The organism is Candidatus Neomarinimicrobiota bacterium (genome assembly GCA_017656425.1).
In the GTDB taxonomy this organism is placed as follows: domain Bacteria; phylum Fidelibacterota; class UBA2242; order UBA2242; family B5-G15; genus JACDNV01.
Genome location: JACDNV010000002.1, coordinates 266,423 through 282,467 on the forward strand (window position 1 = coordinate 266,423; position 16,045 = coordinate 282,467).

Consider the following 16,045-nt stretch of genomic DNA (forward strand, 5'->3'; position numbering starts at 1 on the left):
GAGGATATAATGGCTGAAGAGAAGGTTTATGATGGTATTGATAAAGTAGCGATTTTATTTAAAACGCTAGGCTTTCATCTGGCGGCACAGCTTTTTAAAGGGATATCACCACAGGATTTGCATAGAATAAAGCTGCGTATGGAGGCAATAGGGGAAGTACCTTTTAAAGTGAAAAGGTCAATTCTTGAAGAATTTTATGTTACATTCATCCAGGAGAAAGTAAAGCCAGCGGGTAAGGAGACAAGAAAACCTTTTGAATTCCTTGAGAGGTTAACTGATGAACAAGTTGCTTATCTAATTTCCAATGAACCACCGAGAATAATGGCTTTGACAATTGCACAGCTGGATGTCGATAGACAATCAAAAGTTATACAATTACTCGATCCTACCATACAACCAAAGGTGTTGACTGAGATGGGAAATCTTGACGATATTCCCCTTGAGGGTGTTGTTAGTATAGCGTCTGAGTTGAAGGAAAAAGCCAATTTTCTGCCCAAGGAATCTGAATTTTCCAGAGGTGGTGGAAAGAGTGTCGCTGGTATTTTATCCCGTTTGAGACCAAGTGATGAGAAAAGATTTCTGGAATATCTTGAGAAGGAAGCTCCTGAACTTGTCAAAGAAGTAAAAAGGTATTATATAACTTTTGAAGATCTCGTGAAATTGCCATCAGGTATTCTGGCAGATGTTTTGAAGTCTGTCGAGGTCTCTGATATTGCTTATGCACTTAAGGGGCAGCCAGATAATATTCAGGAAAAGTTTATAAACGTATTGCCCCAAAGAACCAGGATAATCCTTGAAGACGAAATGAAGCTTATTGAGGGACCACAGCCCAGGAGAAAAGTAGAAGCTGCTCAAAAAAAGATTGTAGATAAAGCAAGAGAGCTTGAGCGAGAAGGCCGATTTAGTCTGCAGGATCTGTTAGAAGAAGACGTTATAGAATAATCTATTTTTTATTCATAAATATAATAGGATTGTGGGATATTAATGAGATTGAAGACTGTTTTATATGTATTTATTAATATAATCATACTTTATAGACTTGTGAACTCAAATGAGTTAATTGAAGATAATACCGACGAGATACTAGAAGGCGTAAAATCAATATATAGACTTGACTATAATAGGTCTTATGAAATTTTTCTGGAAAATTTTGAAACCCATCCATTATCACCATTTGGGTTAATAGCTGTAGAGTGGTTGAAAAACCAACAGATTGAATCCATGAAAAGAGCAAATGACAAACTCGAACAGGACATAAAAAGAGTCGCTTCTTATTATAAAGAGAAATTAGAAAATAATAGAGAAGATTATTATAGTTTGTTCTATTATGGATTGACTCTGGGATTAAAAGCAAGATTATCGCTTGCAAAAAAGGATTGGCTTGGGATTCTAATAAATGGATATAAAAGTGTGAAATATATGAAGAGAGCTATAGATAATATTAAAGATGATTATGATGTATATCTACCTGTAGGTCTATTTAGTTATTATGTCGGAATATCTTCTTCTTATATGAAAATTGCTTCTTACATATTAGATATTGCAGGTTCAAAGGAAGAGGGATTAGAATATATGAAATTGACAGCTGATAATGGTAAATACGGGAAATATGAAGCTCAGGGAATTCTTGCTTTTGTATATTTATATATTGAGGGCAATTATAATGAATCATTAAAATATTCTAGGCTATTATCAGAAGAATTTGACGAAAATCCGTACTATAAGTATCTTATGGCAGAGGCATATTTAGAGATAGGCCAACTAGATAAGGTAATAGAATTAACTAAGGGAATCGAAAAATATTTGCCCAATCTAAATAACAGAGTCAAAAGGGAAAACGAATTTCGCTATAATCTTCTCAAGGGTAGTATATACCTTTATACGAACCAGTTGTATGACTCAGAGAAATTTTTAACGAAATGTTTAAATTTTGACGATTTTGATCTGGATTATGAACTTGGGAATTTGTATTTAAGGCTTGGTTTTTTATATGACATGTTGGGAAAGCGTACTAATGCAAAATTCTGGTATCGAAAGGCAATTGAATCTGATAATAGAAGTATTACAGTTAAGAGGGCAAAATATTATTTGAATACTCCATTTAATTTAGAAAAAAATGGTGGATAGGCAGAAAAGAAGAAGAACAAGGAAAATAAAAGTTGGTGATATCTATATTGGTGGAGATTCACCGATTTCCGTTCAATCTATGACAAAGTCGAAGACATGGGATTTGGAGAATTTATATAAGGAGATTGATGAACTTGTCAATGAGGATTGCCAGATCATAAGAATAACTGTACCAGATGATAAGTCCGCCTCCGTTTTGAAAAAAATCAGAAAATATACGACCAGACCACTTGTAGCGGATATCCATTATGATTACAGAATGGCAATAAAGGCTATCGAGGCTGGCTTTGATAAAATTAGAATAAATCCTGGCAATATTGGTGACAGCTGGAAAGTAAAAGAGATTATAAAATGTGCAATAGATCACAACATTCCAATTAGAATAGGTGTAAACTCGGGCTCAATCCCCAGAAAAATATTGGAAAAATATTCTCGTCCAACTGCAAAAGGAATGATGGAAACAGTTGATGAATATATTAAATTTTTTAACGATAATGGTTTTTTTGATATAGTTGTTTCATTAAAATCAAGTGATGTTAAGTTGACTATACAGGCAAATACTTTATTTTCCAAGAAGTATGACTATCCACTACATATAGGATTGACCGAGGCAGGACCTGGAATGAAGGGAATAATTAAATCTTCTATTGCGATTGGATATTTGCTTCTAAACGGTATTGGGGATACGATTAGAGTGTCTTTAACAGGAAGCTCAGCAGAAGAAGTGAGGGCTGGCTACTATATTTTAAAATCCATCGGTTTTAAAATACCTGGAATAAATATTATTTCATGTCCTACCTGTGGCAGGACTCAGGTGAATCTTGTTGAAATGGTTAATCTATTTGAGAAAAAAACACGAAGAATAAAGAAAGACCTCACAGTAGCCATTATGGGATGTGTTGTGAATGGTCCCGGGGAGGCACGAGAAGCGGATGTAGGAGTGGCTTTTGGTAAAAGCGATGCTGTTTTATTTAAAAGAGGTGAGATTATTGAAAAAATTAGGGGAGATCAAGCAGTGAATAGGTTGATAGAAGAGGTAAAAAAATTTGATGAGGAATGAGTCCATGGGAAAGAAAGCATCTTTATTATTAATAATTGCGTTGTTTTTCTATGGCATATGCATTGGGCAGGTTAGTAAAGACAATACACCACTTGCAACTGCTATCTACTGGAAACTTCTTGATCGGGACAGTAAAAAAGCCTTTTTATATGCTTATCTTTACAGAACACACGAGGTTTATCGTCAGATAGAGGCTAAAGATTCGAAAGGGGACTGCCTTATATTTTATCGAGAGTTTATTTCATATCCTCTTTATGAGATTTACACAACTTTTAAAGATAATACAAAAGATGAAATGATAAAGTATATCGATAAGTTTTATAAAATGGAGTTTAACTATTCTGAGCCGTTTTATAAAGCTATTGAATACGCTTGCGAAATGGTAAAGGTAGGTGATAAAACTTTAAAAGAACTTGTAGAGTATTATATTCAGAAACAATCAAGATGATATTCCCTTCTATAAAAATTTGGCTATCTTTTTCCCTTTTGAGCCTTTTAAAAAAAATACTATTGGGTATCGGTGAGACAGGTCGTAGAAATCTTTCCCTTTTTGTAGGCAAGCTCTTTTTTTTCATATTAAAGAAAAGAAAGAAGGATGTTTTAAATAATTTAAAGATAGCTTTTCCTGATAAAGGGGAATATTGGAGAAAAAGAATATGTTACAAGACATACCTTCACTTTTCGCAAGTTTTTCTTGATTTTTTACCCCTTTATTTTGCAAGTGATAAATGGATAAAGGGGAAAATAGTAATTAATAATTTGGATACAGTTAAGGATTTAACGACAGATACCGGATGTGTTATTGTCGGCTTTCATTTTGGTAACTGGGAAATAATACCAGAGGTACTGGTAAGGAGAAGATTTAATCTAGCATCAGTTGCAAAGTCTTTAAAGAATAGAGCTATTAACGATATTGTCAGGGATATTCGCATAAGAAATGGAATGAAGATTATAGATATGAATGATAGTGTATTAAAAATGGTTTCTCATGTAAAGAGAGGCGGAATTCTTTATATAATTCCAGATCAATATGCAGGAAGAAGGGGCAGAGATTTGGATTTTTTTGGGATTAAGACGAAAGTATTTATTGGTCCATCGAGATTATCTCTGAAATTGAACGTTCCTATGATACTTGCCACCTGTAATTTGGTAAATGGGAAATATTATGTTAATTTTGATGCGTTAAAATTTGATAAACATGATTATTCTGAGGAGAATGTTTTAAAACTAACCGGAATCTATTTTAGGTATTATGAGGAGAAAATATGTAAAAATCCGGAACAGTATTTCTGGTTCCATAGGAGGTGGAAAAAGAGATGACTCAGGTAATTAAGGCAAAAGATTTAAAAGGTGATATCATTCAAAAAATATACAATTCACTTAGGAATGGTGAAGTGATAGCTTATCCAACGGATACGATTTATGGACTTGGCGTTGACGTATTTTCTCAAGAAGGGATAGAGAGACTATCCATTCTAAAAGGAAGGGATGTAAATAAACCATTCAGTGTTTTATATAAATCCAAAGGAGAATTATTAAAAGATTTTGATGGTGTTTTAAATTTTTATCAGAAGGAGTTTGTCGAGAAGTTGTTACCAGGCAAGATTACTCTCGTTCTTCCAGTTCCAGAGAATAAGAAATTTCCACAGGAGCTTATTAAAGATGGTTTTATTGGCGTGAGAGTTGTGAATGTCTCTGTAGTAAGTGAATTACTGCGTGATTTTGAAAACCCGATTACCACGACGAGTGTTAATCCAGCTGGAAAACCCCCAGCAAAAAATTTGACGGAGATTCTTAAATACTTTGATAAAAAGCTTTCCTTTGTTATATATACTGGTTATGTTAGAAAGCCCTCCGTTTCTACAGTGATAAAAGTGACGGAAAGCGATTTCCAGATTTTGAGGGAAGGGGCAGTAAGTATATTTGAAATAATAAACAAGATAAAAAAATAATTAAAAATGTATCTTCGAGTTGCTCGAATTTTTGTACCATATTGGAAGTATATTGTTATAGGTTTTATTGCCTCCTTACTGTATGTTGCATTTAATAGCGCATCTGTATGGATGACGGCATCTTTTATTAATGTAATTTTCCCGGCAGAGAGAACATCTAATATCGAAAAAAGAGAAACAGTAAATAATTCTTTAAATGAAAAACTAAAATATTATACGAATAAAATCATTATAAATAAGAATCCTTATATTTCCCTGAGGAATCTATGTGTTTTTATATTTATTGCATTTTTTCTTAAAAATATATTCTTTTATTTAAAGGGAATATCCTTTTCATATGCTCAGTTGAAATTTATAACAGATTTGCGAAATAAAGTTTATTCACACATTCAGGATATGTCATTGTCCTTTTTTAAAAAAGTTAAGGCTGGAGAGATAACATCGATAATTATAAATGATGTCGAGGTGTTAAGAAGAACGTTTGGCGTAAGTCTTAATAAATTGATTGTAGAGCCTATCAACATATTGACATTTGCCATATTGCTTTTCATAATTTCATGGAAATTAACACTGATATCGCTGATAATACTTCCAGTTTCTGGATATGCTATTATTAAGATAGGTCAAAGTATAAGGAGAAAATCATTTCGAAGTTCAAAACAAATAGCTGGTATTATGTCTATTCTAAATGAAACAACGAATGGCATCAGAGTTGTAAAAGCCTTTGCAATGGAAGAGTTTGAAAAAAGAAGGTTTTTTAGAGAAACGTTAAAATATTTCAGACTGCTTTTCAAAAGGGCAAGGTTGAGAATGATTTCTACACCTGTTTCGGAAACCATAGGAGTTTCTATAGGGGTAATTCTATTATGGTTTGGTGGTAAACAGGTGCTTTCAGGTTCAGGATTATCTGCTGAAGATTTTGTAAGATATATTCTTTTACTATTTGCAATTCTAAATCCGATAAAAAATTTGAATAATGTAAATGTAGATATTCAACAGGGGATGGCATCTGCTGGTAGAGTTTTTTCATTGCTTGATGAGAAATGTGATATAATCGAAATAGAAAGACCGGTGCATATTGAGGACTTTGAATCAGAAATTATTTATGATCACGTATATTTTAAATATGAGGAAAATAAAGACTATATACTAAAAGACATTAACTTAACAGTAAAGAAGGGGGAGGTTGTTGCAATTGTTGGTTTCAGCGGAGCCGGGAAGTCTACATTGGTTGATCTCCTGCCTCGATTTTACGACCCCGTAAAAGGAAAAATATTGATAGATGGAGTTGATATAAAAAATATTTCATTAAAGTCATTGAGATCATTAATGGGTATTGTCACGCAGGAAGTAATACTTTTCAATGATACTATATATAATAACATAGCCTATGGTCTTGAGAATATTGATTTTAGTAGGGTAGTGAGTGCGGCAAAGGCAGCCAATGCATATGAATTTATTAATAAATTGCCAGATAAATGGGATACAATAATAGGAGATAGAGGTACAAGACTATCTGGTGGTGAGGCACAAAGAATAGCAATAGCGAGAGCTCTGTTGAAAAATCCTCCAATTCTAATACTTGACGAAGCTACATCCAATCTTGATGTTGAATCTGAACGAAAAGTGCAGGATGCCATAGAAAAACTTATGAAAGATCGAACTGTGCTTGTAATAGCTCATAGACTATCCACTGTCGTGGGTGCTGATAAAATTATTGTACTGGAGAATGGCTCTATAGTTGAAATAGGTAATCATAATGAACTTATAGAAAAAAAAGATGGGCTTTATTATCATTTCTATAACATGCAGAGTTTGGGTGATTGATGGTCGGGAATAAGAAATATAAAGTTATTTTTGATATATACCATCTGTGTCATTTACCACAATTTGAACCTGTTATAGAAATGCTAAAGGATACTGAAGATTTTAAAATTTTTTATTCGATATCGAATTCTATTTCCGAATGTGAATATAAAATTACACTGAAAGTTTTGAAAAATAAGAATGGTGATGAGTTGATATTAGCAAAGGATGAAGAAGAGAGAAAACAAAAATTAAAAAATTCAAATTTCGATGTATTCATTTCTGGGTGGTCAAGATATCCAATTCAGAAATTTGTATCCGATAACATTGTCTGTGCTATGATATATCATGGTATTGGAATAAAGCCACTTGCCGAATACCTGATTAACTATCTGAGCGAAAGAAAATAAAGGAGGTAGTTATGATAGCTGTTATACTTGCGGCAGGAGCTTCGAGAAGATTAGGTAATATTACGGATGGTTTACCAAAGACAATGATTAGATTTGGTGATAAGCCATTACTACAATACCAGATGGAATCTTTATTGGGCTCAGATGTTGATAAAGTTTATATTGTTGTGGGATATAAGAAAGATATTATAATTGATTATTTCGGGAATAGATTTGCAGATTTGCAATTAGACTATATTGAGAATAGGGAATATATGAATACGAATACAATTTATTCTCTCTGGCTTGCAAAGGAATACTTTATTAATAATGACTTTATTTACTTTAATGCCGATGTGCTTTGTCATCCTGATGTCCCGAAGAGGGTTTTAAAGTCGGCTCACTCAAATGTCATGGCTATTGAAGAAAAGGATTGCGGTGAGGAGGAAGTAAAGGTAATCTGTGATCATAATGGTAAAATTTTAAGAATTGGTAAAGATATTAATCCCGATAAATGCAAAGGAGAATTTATAGGTATAGCTAAGTTTAGTTCGGATTTAACGGAGGACTTTGCTGATTGTATGGAAAGGATAATATCAGCTGGAGGAGAAAAAAATTTCTTTGAAAAAGCGGTGGATAAGCTTCTTGATAAATTTGATTTTTATATTGAAAATATAACTGGTCTTCCAGTGATTGAAATAGATTTTCCAGAGGACCTTGAAAGAGCAAGGTTGGAAGTATACAATAGAATTATTAGTGAATATAACTGGTGATGTATAAAAGTTTTTTGATTCTTATTCCAAAAAGGTTCGGGGAAATAGTTCTGGCTACTCCTATTTTCAGGAATATAAAAAGTAACCTACCAGAATCAATTATAACTGTAACAATATACGATAGATATAAATCAATAATTGAAAATAACCCTTATATTGACCATATAATAAGCTTAGACGAAAAAAGATTTGTTTCAGAATTTTTAAAAAGTTTATTTAAGGAGAGAAATAACTATGATGTTACTATAGATATCCTGTCTTTACCATCAACAGCTCTTATTACATGGTATATAAATTCCCCTATTAGAATTGGATTAAATAAAAGAGTGAGAAAATATTTTTATAATTTGCACTACAATGAACAAAGACTAAACAATACTCCTTATATGGCTGATTTCCGGTTAAATTCTATACGCTTAATGTCAATGAAAGTAGATTCAGTAAAAAGGGATATATTTATTGATGATATATCATTTGAACAGGCGATGAAAATACTTTCAGTATCTGGTGTGAACGAGGATGAAAAATATATAACAATCACTCCCATATCACCTGCTTTCTATAAACTATGGCCGCATAGGTATTATGCCAGACTTATTGAACGTATTTATTGTCATTTAAAATATAAAATTATACTATTATGTGGTCCAGGGGAGTACTGGCATCTGGAGCAGATAGGACATATGATGGGTGGAAAGTACGACGTGGCGAGACTTGAGATTGATGGTATAAAAAAGATAGCAGCAATTATTTCAAAATCCAGCTTACATATAGGGAATGATGGCGGCTTGAACCATATTGCTCAATCTTTAAATATTCCCACAATAACAATTTTTGGTCCGACCGATTATAGGATATGGAATGCACCTGAGGAGCATTGTATTGCTGTATCTAAAGAAGTTAATTGTAGGAGGAGAAAGTGTTATTTAAATTGTACTAATAATCTTTTTTGCTTACGGAAGATTACACCTGAGGAAGTATTTGAAAAGGTAAAATTTTTATTATCAAAATATGCTAATTAAAGTACTTTTTAATGTAGAATATATATATTACCTACCACAATTTTTACCTGTGGCAAAAGAGATGGAAAAATCTGGTGAATTTGAGATATTTTTTACTGCTTCTAACAGTAAATTCGTAGATTACGCAATGATTAAAAAGATAGTTCATGGAAATAGATATCATTTTATTGAATCTGAGAGCGAAGGGGATAAGATAAAGAAAATTAGATCTGAGAATTTTGATGTGACTGTGTTTGGTAGAAGTGCCCACGCAAAAAAATATTGCTCAGAGAAAACCATGGCGGTTTTACTTTATCACGGGATAGGTTTCAAGAAATGTTATTATACCGATTATGACTCCAGAATAGATGTTAGATATGTTGAAAGTGAATATAGACGGGAGCAACTTCTAAAATATAATTATAGATATGATATAGTTGTTACAGGATTTCCGAAGCTTGATCTGCTTTTGGATTCCAGTGTTACTGCTGATATTAAAATAAATAACCAGAAGCCAGTTCTTTTGTATGCTCCGACATTTTACCCAAGCTCAATAGAGCATGTCGCAAAGTATCTCCCTTTTCTATCTGATGTTTACAATGTTGTTATCAAGCCCCACCAGTTCACATTTACTATGAAAAAATATGAGAAGCAGAAGAATATTTTGATAGATGTGTCGAAAAAAGGAAAAGATATATACCTTATTGATTATGGTGAGTTTAACATTATACCTTACTATAAAATATCAGATGTTTTATTATCTGATTACTCATCCACTGTATTTGAATATCTGGCTACCGAGAAACCAATAATACTGTGTGATTTTTATAAGCCAAGATGGAAACACAGAATATTTCGAAGTTTTTTCTGGTCATCAAGAATGGACAAAGAAATTTTTAAATATATAGATTTCGCTTTTGTTCTGAAAAAGCCCGAGGATATTTATAAAGTGGTTGATTCATTAACAGAATTTGAGACAAAAAAACTTGATAGGATTAGAGAAAGAAAAGAAATGTTTCTTGGTAAAGTAGATGGTAAAACTTCTATAAGGATTGTGGAAGATATAATAAAAAGAGTTAAATGAAGAGATACTTACACTTTGTAACTAAGCCATATTCATTCCCTGTTATAAAACCATTACTTGAAACAATTAATAATTATAAAAAGGGAGAAAGTCTTGTCTATGTACATAAAAGTATTTTAGATAAGGTTCCTTCATACGTCAGTTCGAATGTCACCGACTCCATCTATGATGCAATCAAATTTAAGCCTGATATAGTCTTTATCCCGGGCAATATTGTTCATCCTAATTTACCAGGGATCAAAGTTCAGGTATTTCATGGTCTTTGTGAGGAAAAAGGTGGGCATTATAAGATTACTGGATTTTTTGATATCTATTGTACAAGTGGTCCTTTGATTACCAGCAAATTTAAGAGGTTGGAGAAAAAATATGGGCATTTTGTAGTAGTTGAGACAGGCTGGCCAAAGGTTGATTACATATTAAGTTACGAGCTTGATCAGAAGTACAGAGAGAAAATAGTAGGCAATACAAGTATGAAAGTAATATTGTATGCTCCAACTTTTAGTCCAAAATTTAAATCAACAAGCAAACTAATGCCTGTTTTATCCAGTATTATAAGAGATGATGAAATAGTAATTGTGAAATTTCATGATCTTGCAAGAAGAGAAGAAATTAATGAGGCAAAAAAAATTGGAGACAATAGGATAATTGTTTTGAAAGATGCTGATAACGTCCCTTTATTGCACCTTGCTGATATTTTGATTTCAGATACATCGTCAATCGTTTATGAATTTTTATTATTGGGGAAACCAGTGATAACAATTGGAGCAAAGGTCAGGCAAGAGAAGGGTATCAATTTAAAGGATGTCAATTTGTTAAGAGCTGCGATAGATAAGCTTAGAGAAAACCCTGACTTGAATTTGGAGGCTAGAGATAAAATAATTACTCAAGTACAGGCATATCGCGATACAAAAAATAGTTTAAGAGTGATAGAATCAGTAGATAAAATAATAGAATCGGGTGCTTTGAGTAAATTAAGAAAAAAACCCTTAAACTTTTTTAGAAAGTATCAGGCTTATAGGTTCTTTAATTAATTTTAATGTCGTTTTGATGATAAGCGAAGAATACATTGGGAAAGAAATAAATATTAATATTTTGAATAATTTAAAATCAAGGCAGTGGATTGAATTAAATGCGGAAAAAATTTACAAAAACAAAGTAAATATTGTCGCATCATTAAAACTTAATTTAGATGGTACAATAAAAAATTATGTTATCAAATATTTTGGCTGGAGAAACAAAATATCCTACATGTTAAGTCCTTTTATGAGGTCAAGAGCAAAAAAAACATATGATAATTCGCTATTACTGTTAGAAAATGGTGTTAATGTGCCTAAACCTATAGCTGTATATACAGAAAGGAAACTTGGGTTTATAATGACTAATTTTATTATTATGGAAGAAATTGAAAATTATAGATTAGCTAGGTCAGTGCTAAGGGATATTAGTGTAAATTTTGAAGATAAAATAAAAATAGTAAAAAAGATTGCTGAATTCGTGAAAACAATTCACAATATGGGCTTTACCCACAATGATTTAACCCTTGGTAATTTTTTAATAGATAGTAATGGGAAGGTATTTATTGTGGACTTAAATAGGATGAAGAGAAAGGTATTTCTATCATCGTATTTTAGAATGTATGACATATCTAAATTGAATTTGTGTAATTGTAGGCTTGAGTATGAGCATGATAATTGTTTATATAGGGAATTTTTAAAAGAATATTCAATTCAACCAGAAAAAGATGTTGGAAAGTTGCAAAAGGCTATAAAAAATAACCTTTTAAGGCATAACACAAAAAGGTTTTTCAGGCAGTACAGGAGGTAATTTTGAGAAGATACTTATTGCTGGTTGTTTTAACTATTATTCTTATATGTCGATTATACTCCCAAAACGGGTTTGGTATTGGAGAAAAACTTGAGTTTTCAATGTGGTACAATTTTATAAAAGCTGGATATGCAGAAATGAGTGTAGATTCTTTAATAAAGACCAGAAATGGTTTTGCATACATAATTTCATATAAAGCTATCTCAACAGGAATTTTTGAAAAAATATATAAAGTCAGGGATTATATGATATCAATTGTTGATGCAGATAAGTTTTATTCTTGTGGATTTAAAAAAAATATTCGGGAGGGAAGTTATAGGAAAAATTATAAGGTTGATTTTGATTATGTTAATATGGAAGCCAGAAGTAACAGTGATACGATATCTCTCAATGGATATGTTAATGATCCAGTGTCAATTTTTTATTATGTGAGAAGATTGGATCTTAATCCTGGAGAAGAATATTCCGTTGAGAGTTTTGATAATAGTAAAATAAGTAAATATAAGTTAATAGTTAGTGATGTTAAAACCATCAGTACTATATTTGGAGACCAGAATTGTCTAGTTATAAAGCCAATTGGATTTGATAATAAACCTTTCAAGTACGGTGGACAGGCGGTCATCTATCTGTCTATTGATAAAAGGGTTCCTGTCCTGATTGAAACATCTTTTAAATTCGGTAAAGTAAAAATGCGATTGGAAAAATACTATCCTTCTAACAATAATAATCGAATGAAAATGGAGTAAGTATGGCGGCAAAGATTGTATCAATTGTTGGAGCAAGACCGAATTTTATTAAAGCATTTTCTGTTTCAAGGGAAATTAGAAAGGAATTTAAAGAAGTAATAGTTCATACAGGTCAGCACTATGATTATTTAATGAACAAGGTCTTTTTTGATGAGCTTGGGATGCCAGAGGTTGATTATCATTTGGGTGTTGGATCTGGTTCACATGCTTACCAGACTGGTGAGATGCTGAAAAGAATTGAAGAGGTATTAATCAATGAAAACCCTGATCTGGTTTTGGTCTATGGTGATACCAACACAACGCTAGCTGGAGCTCTGGCAGCTTCAAAGTTGCACATTAAAATAGCTCATATAGAGGCTGGTTTGAGGAGTTTTGATAAATCAATGCCTGAGGAGATAAATAGAATCCTAACCGATCATTGCTCGGATTATTTGTTCTGTCCAACACAGACTGCAGTTAATAATCTTAAAAACGAATCTATTGTTGAAAATGTGTTCATGACTGGCGATGTAATGGTTGACGCTCTAAAAAGTTGTATAAATATTATTGATGAAGAAAATATTTTATCAAAAATTGATGTAACACCGGGAGATTATTATCTTGCAACAATTCACCGTGCAGAGAATACCGATAATATTGAAAGACTATCTAATATATTAAGAGCATTTAAAGAACTTGGAAATATTGTATTTCCAGTACACCCGAGAACTAAGGGAGCTTTAGAAAATATTCCCTTAAGTAGAGATATTATAAACGGAATAAAAATAATTGAACCAGTAGGATATCTTGATATGCTGGCGTTGGAAAAAAATGCAAAAAAAATTATAACTGATTCAGGAGGTGTACAGAAGGAAGCATATATTCTGGGCATACCATGTATTACTATACGTAATAATACTGAATGGGTAGAAACATTAGAAGAAGGATGGAATATTTTGGTAGAGGCAGAGACAGAGAAAATTTTCGAAGTGGTATCAAAATTTAATCCTACAAAACAGAGAAGTAATTTATTTGGTAATGGAGAAGCAAGTAAAAGAATCAAGGAGATTTTAACCGACATATATCACTAAAGGAGTTTTGGTTTACTGAACTCGCCAAATTTGCAATTTAATAAATAAAATTATTATACAACTTTACCTTTAATATATTAACACATTAAAATATTAATAGGTTAATGACGCTCTGATACTAAGACGTTATAATTTTTAGAAGATATTAAACAACTCTTTACTAAGTTGATTATGATGTGATAACCGAAAAAATTAATCTCAGTAGTGATCGATTAACCGAGAATTGCAGAGCTTCATATCCTTTGTATTTTATAGATAATACGAAATTGGACAGGAAAGGGCCCACATCCAAAGCACATAATATTTTTAACCTGTAATGCATTTGGTGTTATGCCTCCTGTAGCAAAGCTTGATTTAAATTAAGTGGTGTATCATTTTATGTTTGGGTAGACTTCTAAAATTTGTGGTACTGAAGGAGGGCAGGATAAAAAGCCTATTCCAACTTTCAGCAACTGTTTCGGTGCACCTTTTATAGTTATATATCTGTTGAAATATGCATTAACGCTTAAGGAGAATGTAAAAAAGTACAAATCGGAAGTGTGGCTTGTGAATACAGAATAGATTGTTGGTCCTTATGGATTAGGGAATCTGTAGGTATAAAATACACCAGAGAAATTTTAAAAAAATATACTAAATGGCAAATTTAATAAAGTAAAATTTATAGCCGATCCAATTTTTGATTATAAAATTCCTGCTGAATGTGATGGTATCCCTTTGGATATTTTATTTTCTGAGAGAAATTGGGATGATAAAAATAAATATTTGACCAAATATAAGGAACTTGCTAAATATTTTATTGAAAATATTAAGAGATTTGGGAGTACAATTTCATAATATATACCCAAAGGTGGACCTTTCATTTGAGATGTCAAAAGTAATTCACGAATAATTATAATTGAATCCATATTTATTGTACTATTAAAATAATCATTTCAAATAATTAAGTACAAATTACTTTTGTTGCAGTTAATTAGTCTTGAGGTTAAATTAGAGCAACATGAATGGAATTGAATTGAGGGAGAAATATTATGGACATTTTTGAAAAGTGTTACAGGTTTCATGATGCTCAAATAGCAAGAGAGCAGGGCTGGTATCCCTATTTTGTTCCTTTTACAGGTGGTGATGGAACCGTCGTTGAGTATAACGGAAAAAATATTATTATGATCGGTTCCAATAATTATCTTGGATTAACAAATCATCCAAGGTTAATTGAGGCAGCTGAAAATGCATTGAGGAAGTACGGGACGGGAAGAACTGGGAGTCGCTTTTTAAATGGGACAATTGATATTCATTTGGAATTCGAAAAAGAACTGGCAGAGTTTGTTGGAAAAGAATCGGCATTAATCTTCTCAACCGGTTATCTTGTAAATCTTGGTGTAATCTCTACACTGCTTGGAAAGAATGATGTAGTGGTTATAGACAGACTTGACCATGCAAGTATAGTTGACGGTTGTCTTCTTTCCAGAGCTGAAATATTAAGGTTCAGACATAATGATATAGAGAATTTGAAGCAAGTTATTTTTAGAATTCCAAAAGATAAGGGAGTCCTGGTTGTTGTAGATGGTATTTTTTCTATGGAAGGGGATATCGCTAAGCTGCCGGAAATTGTTGAAATAGTGAAAAATAGAAAAGGTGCAAGGTTAATGGTGGATGATGCCCATTCTTTAGGTGTATTGGGACCAAAGGGAAGCGGTACTTCTTCTCATTTCGGACTTACAGAGCATGTAGATTTGATAATGGGGACGTTTTCAAAATCCTTTGCAGCTGTCGGTGGATTTATAGCTGGAGATGAATATGTTATAGATTATATCAGGCATCATACGAGAAGTTTTATTTTTACCGCAAGCCTTCCGCCTAGCGTCGTTGCATCCACAAGGGAAGCTTTAAAAATAATAAAAGAAGATGACCAGAGGCGTGAAAATCTTTGGAAAATAAGTAATTATATGAGAGATTCTTTCAAGAGTTTAGGATTCGATACTTCAACAAGTGAGACCCCGATTATACCTATAGTTATCGGGGATAGTATCAAGACTTTCCTATTTTGGAAGAAGCTATTTCAGGAGGGTGTATATACAAATGCAGTTGTTGCACCTGCCGTTCCTGAAAATTCTGCACGATTGAGAACCAGCTATATCGCTACTCATACATTTGAGCAGATGGATTATGTTTTAAGTAAGTTTGAGAAAGTAGGCAAAGAGCTGGGAATAATATAA

Annotated in this window: 18 protein-coding genes; all 18 read left to right on the forward strand. The window is 32.5% G+C overall.

All coding sequences use genetic code 11. The features are described 5' to 3' along the window. Positions 1-9 precede the first annotated feature (9 nt). A complete protein-coding gene (locus H0Z29_02465; GenBank protein ID MBO8130362.1) occupies positions 10-942 on the forward strand; it encodes a hypothetical protein in 933 nt (310 codons plus the stop codon). A 42-nt stretch (positions 943-984) separates the two neighbouring features. Beyond that, positions 985-2,127 carry a hypothetical protein gene (locus H0Z29_02470; protein MBO8130363.1) on the forward strand — a complete coding sequence of 381 codons (1,143 nt, stop codon included), beginning with the start codon at positions 985-987 and terminating at the stop codon, positions 2,125-2,127. Continuing rightward, positions 2,117-3,187 carry a flavodoxin-dependent (E)-4-hydroxy-3-methylbut-2-enyl-diphosphate synthase gene (gene ispG / locus H0Z29_02475; protein ID MBO8130364.1) on the forward strand — a complete coding sequence of 357 codons (1,071 nt, stop codon included), beginning with the start codon at positions 2,117-2,119 and terminating at the stop codon, positions 3,185-3,187. Before H0Z29_02470 ends, ispG begins: the two co-directional genes overlap by 11 nt. Before the next feature lie 4 nt (positions 3,188-3,191). Beyond that, positions 3,192-3,635, forward strand: coding sequence for a hypothetical protein (locus H0Z29_02480; protein ID MBO8130365.1), 444 nt, complete (start codon positions 3,192-3,194; stop codon positions 3,633-3,635). Positions 3,636-3,673: 38 nt separating this feature from the next. After that, the gene (locus H0Z29_02485; protein ID MBO8130366.1) at positions 3,674-4,507 is read left to right on the forward strand and encodes a lysophospholipid acyltransferase family protein; all 834 of its coding nucleotides are present in this window, start codon (positions 3,674-3,676) and stop codon (positions 4,505-4,507) included. Further along, complete coding sequence (locus H0Z29_02490; GenBank protein MBO8130367.1) at positions 4,504-5,139, forward strand: threonylcarbamoyl-AMP synthase; 636 nt, start codon at positions 4,504-4,506, stop codon at positions 5,137-5,139. Before H0Z29_02485 ends, H0Z29_02490 begins: the two co-directional genes overlap by 4 nt. 6 nt (positions 5,140-5,145) lie before the next feature. After that, positions 5,146-6,966, forward strand: a complete 1,821-nt coding sequence (locus H0Z29_02495; protein ID MBO8130368.1) for an ABC transporter ATP-binding protein — start codon at positions 5,146-5,148, stop codon at positions 6,964-6,966. Then, a complete protein-coding gene (locus tag H0Z29_02500; protein ID MBO8130369.1) occupies positions 6,966-7,355 on the forward strand; it encodes a hypothetical protein in 390 nt (129 codons plus the stop codon). Before H0Z29_02495 ends, H0Z29_02500 begins: the two co-directional genes overlap by 1 nt. Positions 7,356-7,366: 11 nt before the next feature. Next, entirely contained in the window at positions 7,367-8,107 is a 741-nt protein-coding gene (locus H0Z29_02505; GenBank protein MBO8130370.1) for a phosphocholine cytidylyltransferase family protein, read from the forward strand. Beyond that, positions 8,107-9,129: a glycosyltransferase family 9 protein gene (locus tag H0Z29_02510; protein ID MBO8130371.1), complete on the forward strand. Its 1,023-nt coding sequence runs from the start codon at positions 8,107-8,109 to the stop codon at positions 9,127-9,129. The genes H0Z29_02505 and H0Z29_02510 overlap by 1 nt, the downstream gene beginning before the upstream one ends. Then, complete coding sequence (locus H0Z29_02515; protein MBO8130372.1) at positions 9,119-10,192, forward strand: CDP-glycerol glycerophosphotransferase family protein; 1,074 nt, start codon at positions 9,119-9,121, stop codon at positions 10,190-10,192. The genes H0Z29_02510 and H0Z29_02515 overlap by 11 nt, the downstream gene beginning before the upstream one ends. Beyond that, positions 10,189-11,223, forward strand: coding sequence for a CDP-glycerol glycerophosphotransferase family protein (locus tag H0Z29_02520; protein MBO8130373.1), 1,035 nt, complete (start codon positions 10,189-10,191; stop codon positions 11,221-11,223). Before H0Z29_02515 ends, H0Z29_02520 begins: the two co-directional genes overlap by 4 nt. A 61-nt stretch (positions 11,224-11,284) precedes the next feature. Further along, positions 11,285-12,016, forward strand: coding sequence for a protein kinase (locus H0Z29_02525; GenBank protein ID MBO8130374.1), 732 nt, complete (start codon positions 11,285-11,287; stop codon positions 12,014-12,016). Between the two features lie 2 nt (positions 12,017-12,018). Further along, complete coding sequence (locus H0Z29_02530; protein ID MBO8130375.1) at positions 12,019-12,762, forward strand: DUF3108 domain-containing protein; 744 nt, start codon at positions 12,019-12,021, stop codon at positions 12,760-12,762. 2 nt (positions 12,763-12,764) lie between these two features. Continuing rightward, positions 12,765-13,832, forward strand: coding sequence for a UDP-N-acetylglucosamine 2-epimerase (non-hydrolyzing) (gene wecB / locus H0Z29_02535; GenBank protein ID MBO8130376.1), 1,068 nt, complete (start codon positions 12,765-12,767; stop codon positions 13,830-13,832). Between the two features lie 255 nt (positions 13,833-14,087). Next, positions 14,088-14,195, forward strand: coding sequence for a phosphoenolpyruvate carboxykinase (ATP) (locus tag H0Z29_02540; protein MBO8130377.1), 108 nt, complete (start codon positions 14,088-14,090; stop codon positions 14,193-14,195). 36 nt (positions 14,196-14,231) lie between these two features. Then, positions 14,232-14,393, forward strand: a complete 162-nt coding sequence (locus H0Z29_02545) for a phosphoenolpyruvate carboxykinase (ATP) (protein MBO8130378.1) — start codon at positions 14,232-14,234, stop codon at positions 14,391-14,393. Positions 14,394-14,860: 467 nt separating this feature from the next. Continuing rightward, positions 14,861-16,045: an aminotransferase class I/II-fold pyridoxal phosphate-dependent enzyme gene (locus H0Z29_02550; GenBank protein ID MBO8130379.1), complete on the forward strand. Its 1,185-nt coding sequence runs from the start codon at positions 14,861-14,863 to the stop codon at positions 16,043-16,045.

What these genes read in the sequence shown, in the direction of transcription:
- H0Z29_02470 (MBO8130363.1), top strand. Translation starts at nt 985, where the DNA reads ATGAGATTGAAGACTGTTTTATATGTATTTATTAATATAATCATACTT.
- H0Z29_02495 (MBO8130368.1), top strand. Translation starts at nt 5,146, where the DNA reads ATGTATCTTCGAGTTGCTCGAATTTTTGTACCATATTGGAAGTATATT.
- H0Z29_02465 (MBO8130362.1), top strand. Translation starts at nt 10, where the DNA reads ATGGCTGAAGAGAAGGTTTATGATGGTATTGATAAAGTAGCGATTTTA.
- ispG (MBO8130364.1), top strand. Translation starts at nt 2,117, where the DNA reads ATGGTGGATAGGCAGAAAAGAAGAAGAACAAGGAAAATAAAAGTTGGT.
- H0Z29_02500 (MBO8130369.1), top strand. Translation starts at nt 6,966, where the DNA reads ATGGTCGGGAATAAGAAATATAAAGTTATTTTTGATATATACCATCTG.
- H0Z29_02480 (MBO8130365.1), top strand. Translation starts at nt 3,192, where the DNA reads ATGGGAAAGAAAGCATCTTTATTATTAATAATTGCGTTGTTTTTCTAT.
- H0Z29_02505 (MBO8130370.1), top strand. Translation starts at nt 7,367, where the DNA reads ATGATAGCTGTTATACTTGCGGCAGGAGCTTCGAGAAGATTAGGTAAT.
- H0Z29_02490 (MBO8130367.1), top strand. Translation starts at nt 4,504, where the DNA reads ATGACTCAGGTAATTAAGGCAAAAGATTTAAAAGGTGATATCATTCAA.
- H0Z29_02520 (MBO8130373.1), top strand. Translation starts at nt 10,189, where the DNA reads ATGAAGAGATACTTACACTTTGTAACTAAGCCATATTCATTCCCTGTT.
- H0Z29_02515 (MBO8130372.1), top strand. Translation starts at nt 9,119, where the DNA reads ATGCTAATTAAAGTACTTTTTAATGTAGAATATATATATTACCTACCA.
- wecB (MBO8130376.1), top strand. Translation starts at nt 12,765, where the DNA reads ATGGCGGCAAAGATTGTATCAATTGTTGGAGCAAGACCGAATTTTATT.
- H0Z29_02510 (MBO8130371.1), top strand. Translation starts at nt 8,107, where the DNA reads ATGTATAAAAGTTTTTTGATTCTTATTCCAAAAAGGTTCGGGGAAATA.
- H0Z29_02550 (MBO8130379.1), top strand. Translation starts at nt 14,861, where the DNA reads ATGGACATTTTTGAAAAGTGTTACAGGTTTCATGATGCTCAAATAGCA.